General features: G+C 68.6%; 26 protein-coding genes. 23 read left to right on the top strand and 3 right to left on the bottom strand.

All coding sequences use genetic code 11. The features are described from left to right. Positions 1 to 126: 126 nt before the first annotated feature. Entirely contained in the window at positions 127 to 387 is a 261-nt protein-coding gene (gene hfq / locus WDM94_09455) for an RNA chaperone Hfq (protein MEJ0012835.1), read from the top strand. Positions 388 to 461: 74 nt separating this feature from the next. Further along, positions 462 to 1,760, top strand: a complete 1,299-nt coding sequence (gene hflX / locus WDM94_09450; GenBank protein ID MEJ0012834.1) for a GTPase HflX — start codon at positions 462 to 464, stop codon at positions 1,758 to 1,760. A 420-nt stretch (positions 1,761 to 2,180) separates the two neighbouring features. Here hflX and WDM94_09445 read toward each other — a convergent pair whose 3' ends face one another. From WDM94_09445 to WDM94_09435, 3 genes are all read right to left on the bottom strand, one after another. Then, positions 2,181 to 2,417, bottom strand: a complete 237-nt coding sequence (locus WDM94_09445; protein MEJ0012833.1) for a hypothetical protein — start codon at positions 2,415 to 2,417, stop codon at positions 2,181 to 2,183. Between the two features lie 91 nt (positions 2,418 to 2,508). Beyond that, on the bottom strand, positions 2,509 to 2,961 hold the full coding sequence (locus tag WDM94_09440; GenBank protein ID MEJ0012832.1) for a hypothetical protein: 453 nt from the start codon (positions 2,959 to 2,961) through the stop codon (positions 2,509 to 2,511). Positions 2,962 to 2,966: 5 nt separating this feature from the next. Then, a complete protein-coding gene (locus WDM94_09435) occupies positions 2,967 to 3,650 on the bottom strand; it encodes a helix-turn-helix domain-containing protein (protein ID MEJ0012831.1) in 684 nt (227 codons plus the stop codon). 52 nt (positions 3,651 to 3,702) lie between these two features. On the opposite strand from WDM94_09435, the gene WDM94_09430 reads away from it, so the two are divergent. The 21 genes from WDM94_09430 to WDM94_09330 all read left to right on the top strand — a co-directional run bounded on the left by WDM94_09430 (position 3,703) and on the right by WDM94_09330 (position 15,335). Continuing rightward, positions 3,703 to 3,975, top strand: coding sequence for a helix-turn-helix transcriptional regulator (locus WDM94_09430; protein ID MEJ0012830.1), 273 nt, complete (start codon positions 3,703 to 3,705; stop codon positions 3,973 to 3,975). A gap of 32 nt (positions 3,976 to 4,007) precedes the next feature. Then, the gene (locus tag WDM94_09425; GenBank protein ID MEJ0012829.1) at positions 4,008 to 4,160 is read left to right on the top strand and encodes a hypothetical protein; all 153 of its coding nucleotides are present in this window, start codon (positions 4,008 to 4,010) and stop codon (positions 4,158 to 4,160) included. Beyond that, on the top strand, positions 4,157 to 4,588 hold the full coding sequence (locus WDM94_09420) for a hypothetical protein (GenBank protein ID MEJ0012828.1): 432 nt from the start codon (positions 4,157 to 4,159) through the stop codon (positions 4,586 to 4,588). The genes WDM94_09425 and WDM94_09420 overlap by 4 nt, the downstream gene beginning before the upstream one ends. Beyond that, positions 4,585 to 4,863, top strand: coding sequence for a hypothetical protein (locus WDM94_09415; protein ID MEJ0012827.1), 279 nt, complete (start codon positions 4,585 to 4,587; stop codon positions 4,861 to 4,863). The genes WDM94_09420 and WDM94_09415 overlap by 4 nt, the downstream gene beginning before the upstream one ends. After that, positions 4,860 to 5,693 carry a ParB N-terminal domain-containing protein gene (locus WDM94_09410; GenBank protein ID MEJ0012826.1) on the top strand — a complete coding sequence of 278 codons (834 nt, stop codon included), beginning with the start codon at positions 4,860 to 4,862 and terminating at the stop codon, positions 5,691 to 5,693. The genes WDM94_09415 and WDM94_09410 overlap by 4 nt, the downstream gene beginning before the upstream one ends. After that, positions 5,693 to 6,139 (top strand): hypothetical protein, encoded by a 447-nt coding sequence (locus WDM94_09405; GenBank protein ID MEJ0012825.1) that lies wholly within the window; start codon positions 5,693 to 5,695, stop codon positions 6,137 to 6,139. The genes WDM94_09410 and WDM94_09405 overlap by 1 nt, the downstream gene beginning before the upstream one ends. Further along, positions 6,136 to 8,292: a DDE-type integrase/transposase/recombinase gene (locus WDM94_09400; GenBank protein MEJ0012824.1), complete on the top strand. Its 2,157-nt coding sequence runs from the start codon at positions 6,136 to 6,138 to the stop codon at positions 8,290 to 8,292. The genes WDM94_09405 and WDM94_09400 overlap by 4 nt, the downstream gene beginning before the upstream one ends. A 53-nt stretch (positions 8,293 to 8,345) precedes the next feature. After that, positions 8,346 to 9,089, top strand: a complete 744-nt coding sequence (locus WDM94_09395) for an AAA family ATPase (GenBank protein ID MEJ0012823.1) — start codon at positions 8,346 to 8,348, stop codon at positions 9,087 to 9,089. Then, positions 9,089 to 9,736, top strand: coding sequence for a hypothetical protein (locus tag WDM94_09390; GenBank protein ID MEJ0012822.1), 648 nt, complete (start codon positions 9,089 to 9,091; stop codon positions 9,734 to 9,736). The genes WDM94_09395 and WDM94_09390 overlap by 1 nt, the downstream gene beginning before the upstream one ends. After that, entirely contained in the window at positions 9,733 to 10,149 is a 417-nt protein-coding gene (locus WDM94_09385; GenBank protein MEJ0012821.1) for a transcriptional regulator, read from the top strand. The genes WDM94_09390 and WDM94_09385 overlap by 4 nt, the downstream gene beginning before the upstream one ends. Before the next feature lie 5 nt (positions 10,150 to 10,154). Continuing rightward, positions 10,155 to 10,403 carry a hypothetical protein gene (locus tag WDM94_09380; GenBank protein ID MEJ0012820.1) on the top strand — a complete coding sequence of 83 codons (249 nt, stop codon included), beginning with the start codon at positions 10,155 to 10,157 and terminating at the stop codon, positions 10,401 to 10,403. After that, on the top strand, positions 10,400 to 11,101 hold the full coding sequence (locus WDM94_09375) for a helix-turn-helix domain-containing protein (GenBank protein MEJ0012819.1): 702 nt from the start codon (positions 10,400 to 10,402) through the stop codon (positions 11,099 to 11,101). Before WDM94_09380 ends, WDM94_09375 begins: the two co-directional genes overlap by 4 nt. Beyond that, the gene (locus WDM94_09370) at positions 11,076 to 11,765 is read left to right on the top strand and encodes a DUF3164 family protein (GenBank protein MEJ0012818.1); all 690 of its coding nucleotides are present in this window, start codon (positions 11,076 to 11,078) and stop codon (positions 11,763 to 11,765) included. The genes WDM94_09375 and WDM94_09370 overlap by 26 nt, the downstream gene beginning before the upstream one ends. A gap of 2 nt (positions 11,766 to 11,767) precedes the next feature. Continuing rightward, positions 11,768 to 12,100: a hypothetical protein gene (locus WDM94_09365; protein MEJ0012817.1), complete on the top strand. Its 333-nt coding sequence runs from the start codon at positions 11,768 to 11,770 to the stop codon at positions 12,098 to 12,100. Then, complete coding sequence (locus WDM94_09360) at positions 12,097 to 12,381, top strand: hypothetical protein (GenBank protein MEJ0012816.1); 285 nt, start codon at positions 12,097 to 12,099, stop codon at positions 12,379 to 12,381. Before WDM94_09365 ends, WDM94_09360 begins: the two co-directional genes overlap by 4 nt. Next, positions 12,378 to 12,605: a hypothetical protein gene (locus WDM94_09355; GenBank protein MEJ0012815.1), complete on the top strand. Its 228-nt coding sequence runs from the start codon at positions 12,378 to 12,380 to the stop codon at positions 12,603 to 12,605. Before WDM94_09360 ends, WDM94_09355 begins: the two co-directional genes overlap by 4 nt. Then, entirely contained in the window at positions 12,602 to 13,276 is a 675-nt protein-coding gene (locus tag WDM94_09350; protein ID MEJ0012814.1) for a regulatory protein GemA, read from the top strand. Before WDM94_09355 ends, WDM94_09350 begins: the two co-directional genes overlap by 4 nt. A gap of 82 nt (positions 13,277 to 13,358) precedes the next feature. Continuing rightward, the gene (locus tag WDM94_09345) at positions 13,359 to 13,742 is read left to right on the top strand and encodes a helix-turn-helix domain-containing protein (GenBank protein ID MEJ0012813.1); all 384 of its coding nucleotides are present in this window, start codon (positions 13,359 to 13,361) and stop codon (positions 13,740 to 13,742) included. Next, on the top strand, positions 13,739 to 13,999 hold the full coding sequence (locus WDM94_09340; GenBank protein ID MEJ0012812.1) for a hypothetical protein: 261 nt from the start codon (positions 13,739 to 13,741) through the stop codon (positions 13,997 to 13,999). The genes WDM94_09345 and WDM94_09340 overlap by 4 nt, the downstream gene beginning before the upstream one ends. Further along, complete coding sequence (locus WDM94_09335) at positions 13,996 to 14,418, top strand: helix-turn-helix domain-containing protein (protein MEJ0012811.1); 423 nt, start codon at positions 13,996 to 13,998, stop codon at positions 14,416 to 14,418. The genes WDM94_09340 and WDM94_09335 overlap by 4 nt, the downstream gene beginning before the upstream one ends. A 92-nt stretch (positions 14,419 to 14,510) precedes the next feature. Beyond that, the gene (locus tag WDM94_09330; protein ID MEJ0012810.1) at positions 14,511 to 15,335 is read left to right on the top strand and encodes a glycosyl hydrolase 108 family protein; all 825 of its coding nucleotides are present in this window, start codon (positions 14,511 to 14,513) and stop codon (positions 15,333 to 15,335) included. Positions 15,336 to 15,337: the final 2 nt, after the last annotated feature.

The raw sequence follows: 15,337 nt of genomic DNA, 5'->3' as shown, positions 1-15,337 counted from the left end.
CGAGGGTATGGCCTCAGATTTGCTAGTGACGGCATGGGCAACACCCGTCAAACTGATCGTCTACCCGGTCGTTGACCCAAGAACGCGACTGAAGCCTCCCGAGGCATCGAACCTCAAGAGACAAAAATGGCGGACCGCGCACAAAACCTTCAGGACACCTTCCTCAACTACGTTCGCAAGCAGAAGACTCCGCTGACGATCTTTCTGGTCAACGGCGTCAAGCTGCAGGGCATCGTCACCTGGTTCGACAATTTCTGCGTCCTGCTTCGGCGTGACGGACACTCGCAGCTTGTCTACAAGCACGCGATCTCCACCATCATGCCGGGTGCGCCGCTGCAATTGTTCGAGGGTGGCGAAGAGGGGCCTGGCGATCGGGACGCGGATTGAGCGAAGAACCGGACGAGCTACTCGAGACACCGAAGCTACCTGACCCGCCGCCCGGCTCGCCCGAGCGGGCGCTGGTGCTTGTGCCGGTGCCGCGCAGCCGCGGCAAAGGCGGCAAGCCGCCGCTACGCGATGCGGAGGCGCGCATCGAGGAGGCGGCCGGTTTGGCGCACGCCATCGATCTCGACGTGGTCGCGGCCTTCGCCGTGCCGCTTGCCGCGCCGACGCCGGCGACGCTGCTCGGCTCCGGCAAGGTGGCCGAGCTTGGACTCCGCGTGGCAGCCGAGCGCATCGGCCTGGTGATCATCGACGGCACGCTGTCGCCCGGCCAGCAGCGCAATCTCGAGAAGGCGTGGAAGGCGAAGGTCATCGACCGCACCGGCCTGATCCTCGAAATCTTCGGCGAGCGCGCGCGTACGCGCGAGGGCACGCTGCAGGTCGAGCTCGCGCATCTCACCTATCAGAAGAGCCGGCTGGTGCGGTCGTGGACGCACCTTGAACGGCAGCGCGGCGGCTTCGGTTTCCTCGGCGGCCCCGGCGAAACGCAGATCGAGGCGGACCGGCGGGCGCTGGAAGACCGCATCGCGCGCATCGAGAAGGATCTCGAGACCGTCGCGACGCGGCGGCGGCTGCAGCGGCAGAACCGCAAGAAGGGCGGGGAGGGGCTCGTCGCGCTGGTCGGCTACACCAACGCCGGCAAATCGACGCTGTTCAACGCGCTGACACAGGCCGGCGTCTTCGCCGACAACCGGCTGTTCGCGACGCTCGATCCGACGCTGCGCAAGATCGACCTGCCGCACGGCTCGTCGGCGGTGCTCTCCGACACGGTGGGATTCGTTTCCGACCTGCCGACGACGCTGGTCGCCGCCTTCCGCGCGACGCTGGAGGAGGTGGTCGAGGCCGATCTCATCCTGCACGTCCGCGACATCTCGCATCCCGACACCGATGCGCAGGCGGTCGACGTGGCCGCCGTGCTGACCGAGCTCGACGTCGATGTCACCGCGCCGGCGAAGGTGATCGAGGTATGGAACAAGATCGACCGGCTGCCGCCCGAGCAGCGACCGCCGCGCATGACGCCGGCGCGCGCCAACGGCGAGGCGAACACGCCGGCGATCGTCGCGGTCTCGGCGCTGACCGGGGAGGGGCTGCCCGAGCTGCTGGCGCTGATCGAGCAGCGGCTGTCCGGCTCGCGCCGCACGTACACGGTTGAACTCACCGGCGCGGCGCTCGGCGACCTGCACCGGCTCTACGAAATCGGCGAGGTGGTGGAGCGGCACGACACGGCCGAGGGCGCCACGGTCGCCTCGGTGCGGGTGACGGCCGAACGCGATGCGCAGTTCCGGAAGGCGTTTCCGGGGGCGAAGGCGGCGGGATAAAGCGGCGTCTGTTGAGGCACACCCCTCCCCAAAACCGCGATGCGTGTAACGCGCAAGATTGAGGTGGCAGTGAGCGTGGCGTGGCGCCGGAGGCGGGAATAGCCGGGAACAGGCGGTTTCCCGCGGAAAAGCGGGACCGAGAGCGCGGGCGGCCGAAATCGGACGCGCAAGTTCGAATGGCATCGACTGGCGCCGCGAGGCGGCAAGCCGAAACGGCGCGATGGCGGGAAACCGCCAAAGGTGACGGCGCCGGCGGCGAGAGGTTGGAACTGCAGGCGGTGGCAGGCCGCCACGGTGCCAACCTTAGCGAACGCAAGGCGGCTCTAGGGCCGCAGAGCCGCAGAGCCGCAGAGCCGCGCGCTGAGAGGTTGGAACGCGAGAACGTCTTTCGACGGCGGTTCAAACGGGTGTAGAGCCCGCTCAATCGCCGGCGAGCCACTCGAACGTCATGCCCTCCAGAACGATGCGGTGCGTCGGCTTGCCGGCGCAGTCGATCGTCTCGACCCGCACCCCATCGCGGCGCAATGACCTCTGCAGCTCGGTCGCCGCCCGCCGGGTGACGCCCACGTTGACCCTGATTGGTCCGGGCAACGGGCACTCGCGCGCGAGCTGGCGGAGCCGGAACAGCCACGCGCGGTTTGGATCGCTATCAGGCATCGACGATCTCGATATTTCGAGTCCCGCCGGCAGTCCCCGATCAAAGCTGCACTAGGAGAACAATCAGGGCAAGCGCGCTGTGGAAGGGAGCCTACGGTCGAGGACAGCCAAGTGCCTCGACCAGCGCGAGAAACGCCTGCGCCGCCTCGTCGGAATCGCGGAGCTCACTCGGCAGCATCACAACTGAATGCTCGGCCACTTCATAGAAGAATGGTTGGTAGCCGATGTAGCCTCCGAGGCGGTTCTTGCCGTTGACGTGACCACAGATGCGGGCGCGATCGGGCTGCCCGTTCTTGACGGTGTAGTTCAGCCCGGCGAAACGAGCAGAGTCAGGGTCAAAAAAATCCCGCCTCACGTCGATCAGCAGCACCCTGGCATCGTCGACCGACAGATTCTTGTCGCTGCCGTCGATCACCAGGCCATCGCCCGTGGCCACACGATTGGAACCACGGTAGCCCTCATACTCCACCCAGAAATAGAAAGCGGCAGCGATGATCACGACGATCGCCGCGGCACCGACGAGAATCTGCAGCAGGCGGCTCATCGTCGTTATTTCTTTGGCGGCGCGCGACGCTGAATGGCGCCCAGTCTACGCAAGCCGATGTTCGAAATCTGTATACGGACCGGGCTCGCCCATTTCAGCCGCACCCCTTCCATCGTCGGAGCGTTGATACTTACCAAGTCAAACGTCCCGGCCTTCCGGCCCGCCATGATCTTTTTAAGGTACCTCTTCCCCGTCTCTGTCACCACGACGGCGAAGTCTCCGATCATCGAATCGATGCTGGTGGGCTGCTCGCGTTCGACGATAACCACCTCGCCGGCGCTGTACTTTGGCTGGTTCGATTCGCCGCGCACCTCAAAGCCGATGGGGTCTCCGACGATGCCGACGATGTAGGGTATCTCGACCTGATCGAGTCCATCTGGCGGCACCTGTTCAAAGTCGGGATCGACGTCGCCGCCGGCGCCGACGTAACCCATGATCGGAATAATCTGCCTCCGCGACGGCGCCTCGGCCAGCAGACCCAACTCCGACGCCAGATCCCTGATGGCTTCGATCTGGGAAGCGCGCGGCTCCCTGCCTTTCAACCACCGCGAAACATTCGCCTGAGTGGTGTGCAGCCGCGCCGCCAGCTCCTCCTGGCTCCAGCTTTTGGCCTCAAGGAGTTCCTGCAGCAGCCGGCCGATATCCATCGGGCCGATATACGCGTCGGTATACGCGACCGTCCAATCCATTAGGTATATTTCTCTTGAGTTACCATACCTATAGGTATATACCTCTGGGCTCATGAGCCCAATTCGAGACATTCGGCAGCACGTCCTTCAGCTCACTCAAAAGGAGCTGGCCGACCTTACGGGCGTAAAGCAGCCAACCGTTTCCCGTTGGGAAAGCGGCCTCCTGCAACCGTCGCACAACGCACTCCGCCGCATCCGCGCTGAGGCCATACGTCGCCGCCAAAGCTGGGACGATGCTTGGCTCTTCGACGGCGCTCCACATCACGCGACCAAGGCTACCTCGCGTCGCAGCGGTTCGTCCTGTTCAAAGCGAAAGGCCCTCTAGACATGTGGACAGATCCTCGTCGCAGACCCACCGTGCCGGTCGTTCTCGATCCGTTATCTGACGCCGGCGTCGTCAAGAACGTCGCGGCGCTGATCGCCATCGTCGCCTTTGTAGTTGCAATGGCCCTCGTCGCCGGCGGCGTCAGCGATCTCGTCGCCGCGTGGCGCGCGGGAGCGGGCCAGTGAGGGCGGCGGCGATTGACGTCTTCCGCATCCGCTTTGGCGGATTGAGCGACGCGATCGTCGGCACGCTCGACGATCAGATCGAGTGGTACCAGGCCCGCATCGGCGATCTGCGCGTCTACATGATCGACCGCGGTCGCCTGCTGGCGCCGCTGCGCGAGCCCGCCGCGGTCGCTGCCGACACTGCGGACGCCGAAGCGGAGATCGTCGCGTTCACCGACGAGATCGCGGCCCTTGACGAAGCCGCGGCGCGGCAGTGCGAGCGCCTCATCGAGCGGTTCGAGGAGCGCATCCTCGATCTCCGCGTCTGCCGCAGCAACATTCTCCGCGCGAGCAAGCCGATGACCTCGACGCCGGCGGCCTCGACCGCCGAGGAAGACGCTGACATCGCGCGCATCGCCAAGCAGTTTGCGCCCGCGGTCGCTGCATGACTATCCCGCGCACCGTCATGGTCTCCGACCACGCCCTGCTTCGCTACCTGGAGCGCGTGAAGGGCGTCGATATCGAGAGCGCGCGCGCCGAAGTCATCGCGATCACCGGCGTAGCCGCGGCGCTCGGGGCACCGACTGCGGTTCGTGACGGCCATGCCTACGTCATCAAGAACTACACCGTCACAACGGTGCTGCCGAAAGGCGGTCGCCCGTCGCGACAGAGCCGTCCGTCGCCGGAGCCATACGCGGTTGCGAAGGGTGGGCGCCACCCATGACTCGCCGCCTCGCCTCGATCCCCGTCGACAAGGTACGCGTCCCGAAGGACACGCTGCGGCAGCTCGACGTCGCATGGGCCGACACGATCGGCGCCATGATGGAGGCCGAGGGCCAGGTGCAGCCGATCGAGGTCGGCGCCGAGGGCGACGGCTTCGTGCTCGTCTTTGGTCTGCACCGGCTGGAGGGCTCCCGCCGGCGCGGCCGGAAGACGATCGACGCCCTGATCGACGAGAAGGGCGGCGACCTCAAGGCTCGCCGGCGCCGGGCCATCCACGAGAACCTCGGGCGCAGCCTGTCGCAGCTCGACCGCGCCGTCCATATCGCCGAGTTGCACGCCGACCTGCAGGCGGAAACCCCAGCTCGCCGGCGCGGTGGCGATCGGACCTCCGACCAGGCGAAGAGCAAACTGCAGAAAGTGCAGTTTGGTCTGGCCGCGGAGATTGCCGAGCGCGTCGGGCTGTCCGAGCGCACGATCGCCATCGCGGTTTCCATCGCCCATGGCATCGGCCCAGCCGTCCGTGCCCGGCTGGTGACGCCTAGCCTCATCAAGCTCGCGGACAGTCGCGCCGATCTGATGCTTCTCGCGGCCGAACCCGATGCGCGCCAGTCGCGCATCCTGGACGTCATCGCCAGCGACAAGAGCAACGCGCATTCGGTCGCCGACGCCATCGCCGAGCTCGACGGCGGGAAGAAGCCGACCGAGACCGAGCGCTACTGGTCGCTGGCGGAGAACGCCTTCGCCCGCCTGCAGGGCAAGACGCGCGACCGGTTCTTTGCCGCGCATGAGCGCGATTTCCTCGACTGGCAACGCCGGAAGGCGAAGCGCTGATGTCGGCGAGCGACCGCAACCCCACGGACCTGACCTGGACGGCGCCCACAGTCGCTGCCGGCTTCAAAGGCGAAGTCCGGGGCGGCTCTCTCGCGTCGCAGATTGCGCGCGCCGTGGCGATCGCACTGAAGCGCAGCAAGAAGGACCGCGCGGACATCGCGAACGAAATGTCGGCATACCTCGGCGAGCGCGTCTCGCTGGCGATGCTCAACGCCTACGCGTCTGAGGCGCGCACCACGCATCGCATCACCGTCGAGCGTTTCATGGCGCTGGTCGAGGTCACCGGATGCCTCGATCTTCTCGGCTTGGTCGCCGAGCCCTTCGGCCAGGCCGTTGTCGCGAGCCGCTATGCCGCGATCATTGAGCTTCACCTGATCGAGGAGCACCAGCGCGAGTTGGACGCCCGCAAAGCTGAGCTGCTGGCAGTGGCGAGGAGCCGGCCATGAAGCTCTGGCTGACTGCTCGCGAGATCGCCGACGAGAAATTGCCGGAACTGCCCGCGTCGACCCGCGGCATTGCCAAGTTGGCCGACCGCAACGGCTGGCGCGACCGGCCGGCGCAGGCGCGTCGCCGCGTCGGCGCGGAGGGCGGCGGTGGCTGGGAGTACCACATCGACCTCCTGCCGGCGTGGGCGCGCCTCGCGTACTTCCGCCGCCACGTTGCAATCGATCAGCCGCCGCTGCAGCAGGAGGCCGCGAGCGAGCCCGAGGCGGAGCAGCTCAGCAGCGCCGCGCAGTCGGCGCGCGATGCCCGGCTGACAATCGCCAAGATGGCCGATCGGCACCACAAGGGCTCCGGCCTTTCCGTGATGGCCGCCGACCGGCTCTTCTGCGACCTCTTCAACGGCGGTTCGATGCCCGTTGCACCGTGGGTCAAAGCCGCGGTCGGCTCCATCAGTCCGCGCACCATCGCGCGCTGGCGTGCGGCGACGCGGCGCGGTGCGCTCTCGTCGCTGGCTGTCGACCGCAGCGCCGCGCGCAAGGGCACCGGCATCCTTGAACGCGCCGAGGGCGGCGCCGTGCGCTCGGTGGCGCTCGCCATGCTCGCCAAGAACCCGCTGCTGACGGCGAAGCACATCCGCGCCCTGGTGAGCGACCGCTTCGGCAACCAGCTGGCACGAGACGCCGGCGCCGAAACGCGCGTCCCGCTGCCGCCGCTGCGCACCTTCCAGCACGCCCTGCAGGGCTGGAAGCACGAGTACCGCCATGAGCTCACCTACCTGACCGATCCGGACGGCTTCAAGAACAAGGTCCGCTTCGTCGCGACGGGCGCGACTCGCGCCGATCGCCTCAATGAGGAATGGCAGGTGGACGCCTCGCCGGCGGACGTGATGACGAGCGACGGGCGCCAGTCGATCTACCTGTGCATCGACGTCTATTCGCGGCGGGTCTCGGTGCTGGTGACGGCAACGCCGCGCGCCGAGGCGGTAGGCCTGCTGATCCGCAACTGCATCCTCGCATGGGGCGTGCCGGAGCGGATCAAAAGCGACAACGGCTCCGACTTCGTCGCCCACTGGACGGCGCGCCTGATCGCCTCGCTCGGCATCGAGCACGAGAAGGCAGCGCCGTTCTCGCCCGAGCAGAAGGGCGTCGTCGAGCGCGCGATCGGCACCTTCCAGCGCGACTGTGCGCGCACGCTGCCCGGCTTCATCGGTCACTCGGTTGCCGATCGCCAGCGGATCAGGGCGAAGACCGCCTTCGCCAAGCGCCTTGGAACGGGAGACGAAGCCCTGTTCGGCGTGGACCTGACCGTCGCCGAGCTGCAGGCACACGTGACCGCGTGGGCCGAGACAATCTACGCGCACGCGCCGCACGACGGCCTGAAGGGCGCGACGCCCTTCCAGCGCGCGGCCGAGTACGTCGGCACGGTGCGCCGGATCGAGGATGCCGCGGCGCTCGCGGTGCTGCTCGCGCGCGTCCCCGGCAAGGACGGCATCCGCCGCGTTACCCGCTCCGGCATCCGCATCGACGGCACGCACTACCTCATCGGCTCGGTCATGCCGGGCGAGGACGTACTCTGCCGCATGGACCCGGCCGACCTCGGCCGCCTCCACGTGTTCGCGGCCGACGGCGAGACGTTCCTCGGTCACGCCATTGCGCCGGAACTTGCCGGCCTCGATCCGGCCGAGACCATCAGCCGCGTGCGCGCTGCGCAGAAGGCGCTGATGAGCGGCCGGCTCGCGGATATCCGGCGCGAGGCGAAAAAGATCGGGCCACGCGATGTGGCCGCCGCGCAGCGGCGTCAGGCGGCGGGGCACAGCGCCTCGCTGGTGGCTTTCCCGCGGCCGAGCGAGGCGCACGAGACGCCGGCGATCGCCGCCGCGGCCCAAGCGGCGGCACCGATCGCCGCCGTTGCACTCGCCGGCCGCGCCGCGGAGCTCCACGCCGAGCTGCAGGCGGAGCCGACCACCAACATCATCGCCATGCCGGAGACACGGGAGCGGCGCTTCGCGCGGGCGCTCGATCTGCTCGCGCGCATGAAGCGTGGCGAGCCACTGACAAACGACGAGGCGCTGTGGCTGGGCGGCTACCAGGCCGGTCCCGAGTACCGGGCGATGGCGACGATCTACGAGGACTTCGGGGAGGCGGCACTCCGCTGAGCTGGCAAAGGCGGTCGCCGATCCCGGCGCCGCGTATCTGGAGAACGACGACGATGACGACATCACAGACAGGGGCCGCGCCGACGCTGGCGATGCTCAAGAACGTCGCCGCGTGCATGGCGCTGGTCGAGGAATTGCGTTCACGGGCACCGCATCTGCCGGGCATCGGCGTGTTCCATGGGCCGAGCGGCTACGGCAAAACGTACGGGACGATCTACGCCCAGAACAAGACGCGCGCCCTGCGGGTCGAGGTCGGCGATAGCTGGACGAAGCGGACGCTGGTCCAGCGCATCCTTGACGAGGCCGGCGTGACGCCGGCCGGCACGATCTCCGACATGACGAAGCAGGTCATCATGTTCCTCGGCGACGATCCAACGCGTCCGCTGATCGTCGATGAAGCGGACCAGCTCGTCGATCGCGGCATGATCGAGATCATCCGCGAGATCCACGAGCACAGCCAGGCGCCCATCCTGCTGGTCGGCGAGGAACTGCTGCCGCAGAAGCTCCAGCGGTCGGAGCGCACCCACGGCCGCGTCCTCAACTGGGTCGCGGCCCAGCCGGCCGACGTCGAGGATACGCGCTCGCTCGCCACGCTGTTCTGCCGCGACATCAAGGTCGCCGATGACCTGCTCGATGCCATTCGGACCCGCTCAGAGGGGCGCCCGCGCCGCATCGTCGTGAATCTCAACCGTGCTGCCGAGCAGGCCCGCAATAGCGGGCTGCGGGCAATCGACCTCAAGGCTCATGACGGAGTGTTCTTCACCGGGGCTCCGCCATCGCGTGCGAGGGCCGCCTGATGCCGATCTTCCTGCCGCTCAAGGTCGAGGCCGGGGCGCCAATCCTGCGCGGCGTCGATTTTCTGTGGTGCCAAATTCGCGCGGCCGGGAAGAACGGCCGCGAGTTCACGGCCGCCGAGATCGACCTCGCCGGCAACGATCCGCATCGGCGGTCGGTGACGGCGTTCCTCGGCCGGCTGGTCAAGGCCGGCATCGTCGCGGCGACGGGCTGGAAAGAGCCGTCCTCGCCGCGGCTGCGCCGCGGCATGTCCGTGCCGCGCACCTACAAGCTCGTCAAAAGGCCGATCGAGACGCCGCGGCTGAACCGCGACGGGACGGCCTCGCCAAACGGCCGCGATCGGCTTCAGGCGATGTGGAATGCGATGCGGGCGCTGTCGACCTTCGACGCGCGCGAGCTCGCCGTGGCGGCGACCACCGAGGAGGTGCGCGTAACCGCCGGCTACGCGTCGCAGTACGCCAGCGCTCTGCTCGCGGCGGGGTACCTCCTGCCCGTCGACCCTGCCGCGAAATGGCGCCGCACCTACCGCCTGAAGCCGTCGGGGAACACCGGTCCGCGCGCGCCCAGGATGCTGGTGGCGCGCGTCATCTACGACCCGAACCGGAAGAAGGTGGCCGGGCCGGTGGTCGCCGACGAGGTGGGCCTATGACGCGCGCCGTCAGCGCGGCCCGCGGCCCGCTGGTGCGCCGCGGCCCGGCGGCCGCGATGGCCGACAAGGCCCGCGCCGCCTGGGACGGAACGCCGCCCGACTGGATCGAGGAGCTGGCCGCGCTCGCCGATGCCCGCGGGCTCAAGGGCGCCGGCAAGGCGATCCGCTACTCGCCCTCGACGGTGTCGACCGTGATCTCGCGCACCTACGCCGGCGACATGGCGCGCGTCGAGCAAATGGTCCGCGGCGCGCTCATGGGCGTCGAGGTGGCGTGCCCGGTGCTCGGCGCGATCGGCCGCGACCAGTGCCTTTTCCATCAGAAGCGCGAATTCGCGCCGACCAACGCAATCCGCACGCGGCTCTACCACGCCTGCCGCGGCGGCTGTCCCAACGCGCGCATCCGACAGGAGTAACCACGATGCTTTCAGACTCGATCAGGGAATTACGGAAGGCGGCGCTCGACGGCGCCCACGGCGGGCGCGTGATGTCCGGCGACGACATGATCGGCCTCGCCGCCAAGCTGGCGGCGTTCGAGGCGCAGGCGCGCAACCTGGAAACGACGGTCGCGCAGATGCAGGCAGATCGGCGCATGGAGCGGCTGCTGGTCGATCCGGTCCAGCTCCACCGTCGCGCGGCCTTCGGCCGCCACGAGGCCCGCGGACAATGAGCGAGCCGTCCGTCCGCCTGATCGCCGAGCTGGTCGCCGCGCACTTTCGCCTCGAGTACCGCGAGGTGCTTTCGAACCGGCGCGACGCGCCGATCGTCCACGCGCGGCACGTCGCGATGTACCTTGCGAAGCTGCTGACCAGCCAGTCGCTCGCCGACATCGGGCGGCGCCTGTCGCGCGACCACACGACGGTCATGCACGGCTCTCGGCAGATCGAGCGCGCCGTCAAGGAAGACGCGGACCTTGCGGAGGAACTGACCGGGATCGAGGTCGCCATTCGAGCGGTCACGGCCGCGTCCCTGCGCGTGCCGGTCGCGCCGACGACCGACCACGATCCGCTGCGGGTCGCCGAACGCATTCTCAACGCCCCGAACGGGCCGACCTCGATCTCCATCGACGAGCTCATGGCGCTCGCGACCGCGGTCACGGCCGCGCACGATGAAGGCGTGCCGGAGCTAGCGCACGTCCCGGTGCCGCCGCCACCCGCGCCGCTCACAACCTCCATCGTGCAGGCCGCCAACGAGCTCCTGCTCGCGCTCGTCGCCAGCGAGGAGGCGAGCGTGGCCAACCGCGGCAGCATCATCGCCGCCCGCCACCGGCTCACTCGCGCCCGCGGCCGCATGGCCGCCGCGCTCCACGCCATCAACTCACCCACTCGTCAGGAGAAGAAGCATGCAGTCCACACCGCTCACGGCTGAGGCCGTCAACGATCTCGCCGCCAAGGTCGATGCGGCGATCGCCGCCGGCGTCAAGACGATCGACGGCAAGCCCTACATGGCGAACGCGAAGGGCGCCCTGGTGCCGGTCGCGCTGGTCAAGCCGGTCGATAAGCTCATGGACGACACCGTCCGCCGGATGATCGCCTTCGCCCGGGACCTGTCGGAGCAGATCGCCCGGTTCCATGGCCACTGCTTCGACGACCTCGGCGCCTTCCAGGCGCTGATCGCCGACCAGTACGGCGCGAAGGTCGGCGGCGAGAAGGGCAACATCACCCTGTCCACGCTCGATGGATGCATGAAGGTGCAGTGGCAGGTCGCCGACCGGCTGTCGTTCGGCCCCGAGCTGCAGGCGGCCAAAAAGCTCGTCGACGAGTGCCTGGCCGAGTGGAGCGCGGACTCCAACGACAACATCCGCGCGATCGTGAACCGCGCCTTCAACGTCGACCAGGAAGGCACGATCAACCGGTCGGACATCTTCATGCTGCTGCGCGTCGCGATCGACGACGCGCGCTGGCAGCGCGCGATGGACGCGATCCACGACTCCATCCGCGTGATCGGGTCAAAGACCTACACCCGCTTCTACGTCCGTTCCGCACCGGGCGAGAAGTGGACGGCCGTCACCATCGACCTCGCGAGCGCCTAGCGATGGCCGACCAGCTCACCTTCATGACCATCGGCGGCCAGGCGTTCGCCGCGCCCAAGCGGGGCCGGCACTACGTCAAGCCACGAGGCTACATCGCCCCTCCGGGAAGCGGGCCGGCCGGAGAGACGTGCGGGAGCTGCCAGCACATTGTCCGGGCGAACTCCGGGCGATACCGCAAGTGTGCGCTCGCCGAGCGCGCCTGGTCGCATGGCCGCTCGACTGACGTTCTCGCGCGTTCTCCGGCCTGCAGCCGCTGGGAAAGGATCGCGCCCGCCCTCGACGTGCGCGGCGGCAAGGCGAGCGAGATTGTTGAAACGCGAGAGATCCCGCTATGAGAGCGCGCTCAGCTCGCGGCGCCGGCGACGTCGAGACGATGGGCGACCTGGGTGCGCGCCTCGCTGTCGAAACACAGAGCCGGCAGCAGGGCAAGCAGTGGCGCCGCATCGCTGATCTCGTCCCGCGCATCTGCCCGATCGACGGTTGCGCGATCCGCCACGTTCACGCGGTCGGCATTCCGGCGCTGGCGCCGCACGTCGTGGTGACCTTCCAGTGCGGGCATTCGAAGGTCATCGACATGCCGGCCGGCGCGACGCTCGGCGTCGGGAGGTCGGCATGAAAAAGAAGCCCTCACTCGACGCTCTGGTGGCGGCCGTCGCCGGCGAAGGCGAGGAATACGCCTTTGAGCTGCTGATGAAGGCCGGAGCAAGGCTCCGCTTCGCCAACGGCACTAACGAACTGCGCATCGCGGGCGTCGCAGGCACGGCGACCAGCGGTGTCGAACGTGAGCTCGCGCGAAGCTGGACGCGGGCAGCACGGCGCCGGCGGGGGCTGATCACATGAACCCGCTCGCGGCAATCCACGTCGGGCGGAAGCAGCTCGACCTGGAAGAAGACGACTACCGCGCCCTCCTGGAGCGCGTGACCGGCAAGCGCTCGTCGAAGGGCATGACGACGGCGGAGCTGTTCGCCGTGCTCGACGAAATGCGCCGCCTCGGCTTCAAGCCCGGTTCGAAGGCATCTGCAGGCGGCCTTGACGGGCCTTACGCGCCGAAGCTCCGCGCGCTCTGGATATCGGGCTGGCACCTCGGCATCGTCCAGGCGCGAGACGACAAGGCGCTCACCGCCTTCGTCGAGCGGCAAACCGGCCTCTCGCATACGCGGTTCCTTCGCGACGCTGAGGACGCGAGCGCGGCGATCGAGGCGCTGAAGGCGTGGCTCGCGCGCGAAGGCGGCGTGGACTGGTCGATCGACAAGAACCGCCGGCCGGCGGCGCTCAACTCGCCGAAGTGTCAGGTGGTGATCGCGCAGTGGCGCCGGCTGATCGCACTCGGCGCCGTGCACGTCGGCGCTGGCGGCGAGGACGCCACGTTCGCGGCGACCGTCAGTCTCGAGACTGGCCGCGCAGGGCTGGACGATCTGACCGACGACGACTGGTCGATCCTGATGGGCGCGCTCGGCCGCCGCGTCCGCACGGCGCAGCGCCGGCGCCCGAAGGTGGAGCGGGCTGCATGAAGCTCACTCCCATTCTCACGTTGGCGTACGCACTGTTGGCTGAGGGCATGGTCGACTCCGCGGCCGCGGAACCGGTGCTGCTGTGAACGACCGCGCCACCATCGCCGCGCTGGAGGCCGAGATCGAGCGGCTGCGCTATCGCGTGGAGGAGCTGGAGGCGCTGTTCGGCGACGACCGCGTTGACCCGCTGCGCGCGCTCTTCCGGCTTACCCGCATTGAGGCGCGCGTGCTGAGCATGCTGATGGCGCGGGAGCTGTGCAGCCACGAAGGCATCGGCCAGCAGCTCTATGGCCTCGACGGTTCCGACCGCACCCGCAACGCGCACACCGTCCAGATCGTCCACCTTCGGAAGAAGCTGCAGCCGTTCGGCATCAGCATCGAGACAATTTGGGGCGACGGGTACCGCCTCGCGCCGGAGGCGAAAGCAAAGGTCCGCGCACTGCTCGAACGCCGCGAGGTCGCATGACTCGCGCCTGGTGGCAGGACGAAGAGCACCGGCAGGACGCGGAGGAGGCGGCCGCTGCCGCGCCGGTGCCGGCGGCACCGGCGTCGCCGGCAGGTCCTACGCCGGGCGTCGCGCAGCTCGTCGAGCACCGCGCCTCGTTGCAGCGGAAGCTGATGATCATGCGGTCGCGCAGTCCCGATCGGCGCGCCGTGGAACGCGCGCTGGTCAAGGCGACGGCGGAGCTGTTGCGCGCGGGGCTGCGGGAGGGGGCAGGTTGAGCGAGCCTCGCGCCCCTGCCGCCCTGGCGGCCACGCGCCGGAGTGGTTCGCTGCTTGACGAGATCGCGGCCGCGGTCGGCCTCAAGGCGGCGCTCATCCTGTGCGCGGAGAAGGGCGGAACGCGCATCTATGTCCCGTCGCGCGCTGACGAGGGGCATTGGCTCGTCGCCCTGCTTGGACGCGACGCCGCCGACCGTCTCTGCCAGCATTTCGCAACCGCCGTCGGCGGCATGCACGTCAAGGTGCCGAACGGGCCGCGCGGCACGCTGGCGGAAGCGCGGGCCACGATCCTCAAGATGATCGCCGAGAACCGCACCATCCGCGAAATCGCCCGGGCCTCGGGATACACCGAGCGCTCGGTGGAGAGGCTGAAGCGCAGATTGCGCGCCGAAGACGCCGATCAGGGGCGCCTCCTGTAGGTAGCCCGACACTTGTCGGGCTCAATTCCGGGAATTCCGTCGGGCAGGGTCCGCGAGCGTAGCCGGACAACTGTCCCCCTGGAATAGCCCCCATGCTCAACTTCGACGTTTCGCTGCCGAAGGTGCTCGCTTACGAGGGCGGCTTCACGAAGGACAGCCACGATCCGGGCAACTGGACGGGCGGCAAGGTCGGCGTCGGCAAGCTGAAGGGCACGAACCGCGGGATCTCCGCCGCGGCCTATCCGAACCTCGATATCGCGAACCTCACCGCCGCCGACGTCGCGCCGCTCTATCGCCACGACTATTGGGACGCGGTCGCGGCGAACCTTTTGCCCGCCGGCGTCGATCACGCCACCTTCGACGGCGCGGTCAACAGCGGCGTATCGCGCTCTTCGAAGTGGCTTCAAAAGGCGGTCAAGGTTTCGACTGACGGTAAGGTCGGCGGGAAGACCATCGCCGCGGCGGTGAGCTTCCAGGCAGGCGCGGCCGCTCTGGTCCGCGCGGTCTGCTCGCAACGCACGTCGTTCCTCCACGGCCTCTCGAATTGGGTCCGCTACGGCAAGGGCTGGGCGGCGCGCGTCGCCGATGTCGAGGCGTTCGGCGTCAAGCTCGCGCTCGCCGCCGCCGGCGCGTCGCCGGCGGCGATCAAGGTCGATGCCGAGCAGCAGAGCGCCGTCGCCAAGACCTCCGCAACACGGCACACCGCCGGCGCCGGCGTGACCGCCACGGCGGGCGTGGCCGATGGCAGCCAGGTCGACGTGTCGAACGTCGATGCCGGCCAGGCCGACCAGCTCGTGAACCTCATTCTCGGCGGCGTCTTGATCGGCGCCGTTGTCCTCGTCGCGTGGTTCGTCTGGCGCGCTCACGTCCAGCGGCAGCGCGCCGCCGCATATGCAGCTTCAGCGAAGGGAACCTAGCT

Origin of the sequence: Bauldia sp., from assembly GCA_037200845.1 — a bacterium.
In the GTDB taxonomy this organism is placed as follows: Bacteria; Pseudomonadota; Alphaproteobacteria; order Rhizobiales; family Kaistiaceae; genus DASZQY01.
Note: the sequence above shows the minus strand (reverse complement) of the source record. Positions and strands in the feature narration are given on the sequence as shown.

What these genes read in the sequence shown, in the direction of transcription:
- hfq (MEJ0012835.1), top strand. Translation starts at nt 127, where the DNA reads ATGGCGGACCGCGCACAAAACCTTCAGGACACCTTCCTCAACTACGTT.
- WDM94_09445 (MEJ0012833.1), bottom strand. Translation starts at nt 2,417, where the DNA reads ATGCCTGATAGCGATCCAAACCGCGCGTGGCTGTTCCGGCTCCGCCAG.
- WDM94_09440 (MEJ0012832.1), bottom strand. Translation starts at nt 2,961, where the DNA reads ATGAGCCGCCTGCTGCAGATTCTCGTCGGTGCCGCGGCGATCGTCGTG.
- WDM94_09435 (MEJ0012831.1), bottom strand. Translation starts at nt 3,650, where the DNA reads ATGGATTGGACGGTCGCGTATACCGACGCGTATATCGGCCCGATGGAT.
- WDM94_09430 (MEJ0012830.1), top strand. Translation starts at nt 3,703, where the DNA reads ATGAGCCCAATTCGAGACATTCGGCAGCACGTCCTTCAGCTCACTCAA.
- WDM94_09415 (MEJ0012827.1), top strand. Translation starts at nt 4,585, where the DNA reads ATGACTATCCCGCGCACCGTCATGGTCTCCGACCACGCCCTGCTTCGC.
- WDM94_09410 (MEJ0012826.1), top strand. Translation starts at nt 4,860, where the DNA reads ATGACTCGCCGCCTCGCCTCGATCCCCGTCGACAAGGTACGCGTCCCG.
- WDM94_09405 (MEJ0012825.1), top strand. Translation starts at nt 5,693, where the DNA reads ATGTCGGCGAGCGACCGCAACCCCACGGACCTGACCTGGACGGCGCCC.
- WDM94_09400 (MEJ0012824.1), top strand. Translation starts at nt 6,136, where the DNA reads ATGAAGCTCTGGCTGACTGCTCGCGAGATCGCCGACGAGAAATTGCCG.
- WDM94_09395 (MEJ0012823.1), top strand. Translation starts at nt 8,346, where the DNA reads ATGACGACATCACAGACAGGGGCCGCGCCGACGCTGGCGATGCTCAAG.
- WDM94_09390 (MEJ0012822.1), top strand. Translation starts at nt 9,089, where the DNA reads ATGCCGATCTTCCTGCCGCTCAAGGTCGAGGCCGGGGCGCCAATCCTG.
- WDM94_09385 (MEJ0012821.1), top strand. Translation starts at nt 9,733, where the DNA reads ATGACGCGCGCCGTCAGCGCGGCCCGCGGCCCGCTGGTGCGCCGCGGC.
- WDM94_09380 (MEJ0012820.1), top strand. Translation starts at nt 10,155, where the DNA reads ATGCTTTCAGACTCGATCAGGGAATTACGGAAGGCGGCGCTCGACGGC.
- WDM94_09375 (MEJ0012819.1), top strand. Translation starts at nt 10,400, where the DNA reads ATGAGCGAGCCGTCCGTCCGCCTGATCGCCGAGCTGGTCGCCGCGCAC.
- WDM94_09370 (MEJ0012818.1), top strand. Translation starts at nt 11,076, where the DNA reads ATGCAGTCCACACCGCTCACGGCTGAGGCCGTCAACGATCTCGCCGCC.
- WDM94_09365 (MEJ0012817.1), top strand. Translation starts at nt 11,768, where the DNA reads ATGGCCGACCAGCTCACCTTCATGACCATCGGCGGCCAGGCGTTCGCC.
- WDM94_09360 (MEJ0012816.1), top strand. Translation starts at nt 12,097, where the DNA reads ATGAGAGCGCGCTCAGCTCGCGGCGCCGGCGACGTCGAGACGATGGGC.
- WDM94_09355 (MEJ0012815.1), top strand. Translation starts at nt 12,378, where the DNA reads ATGAAAAAGAAGCCCTCACTCGACGCTCTGGTGGCGGCCGTCGCCGGC.
- WDM94_09350 (MEJ0012814.1), top strand. Translation starts at nt 12,602, where the DNA reads ATGAACCCGCTCGCGGCAATCCACGTCGGGCGGAAGCAGCTCGACCTG.
- WDM94_09340 (MEJ0012812.1), top strand. Translation starts at nt 13,739, where the DNA reads ATGACTCGCGCCTGGTGGCAGGACGAAGAGCACCGGCAGGACGCGGAG.
- WDM94_09330 (MEJ0012810.1), top strand. Translation starts at nt 14,511, where the DNA reads ATGCTCAACTTCGACGTTTCGCTGCCGAAGGTGCTCGCTTACGAGGGC.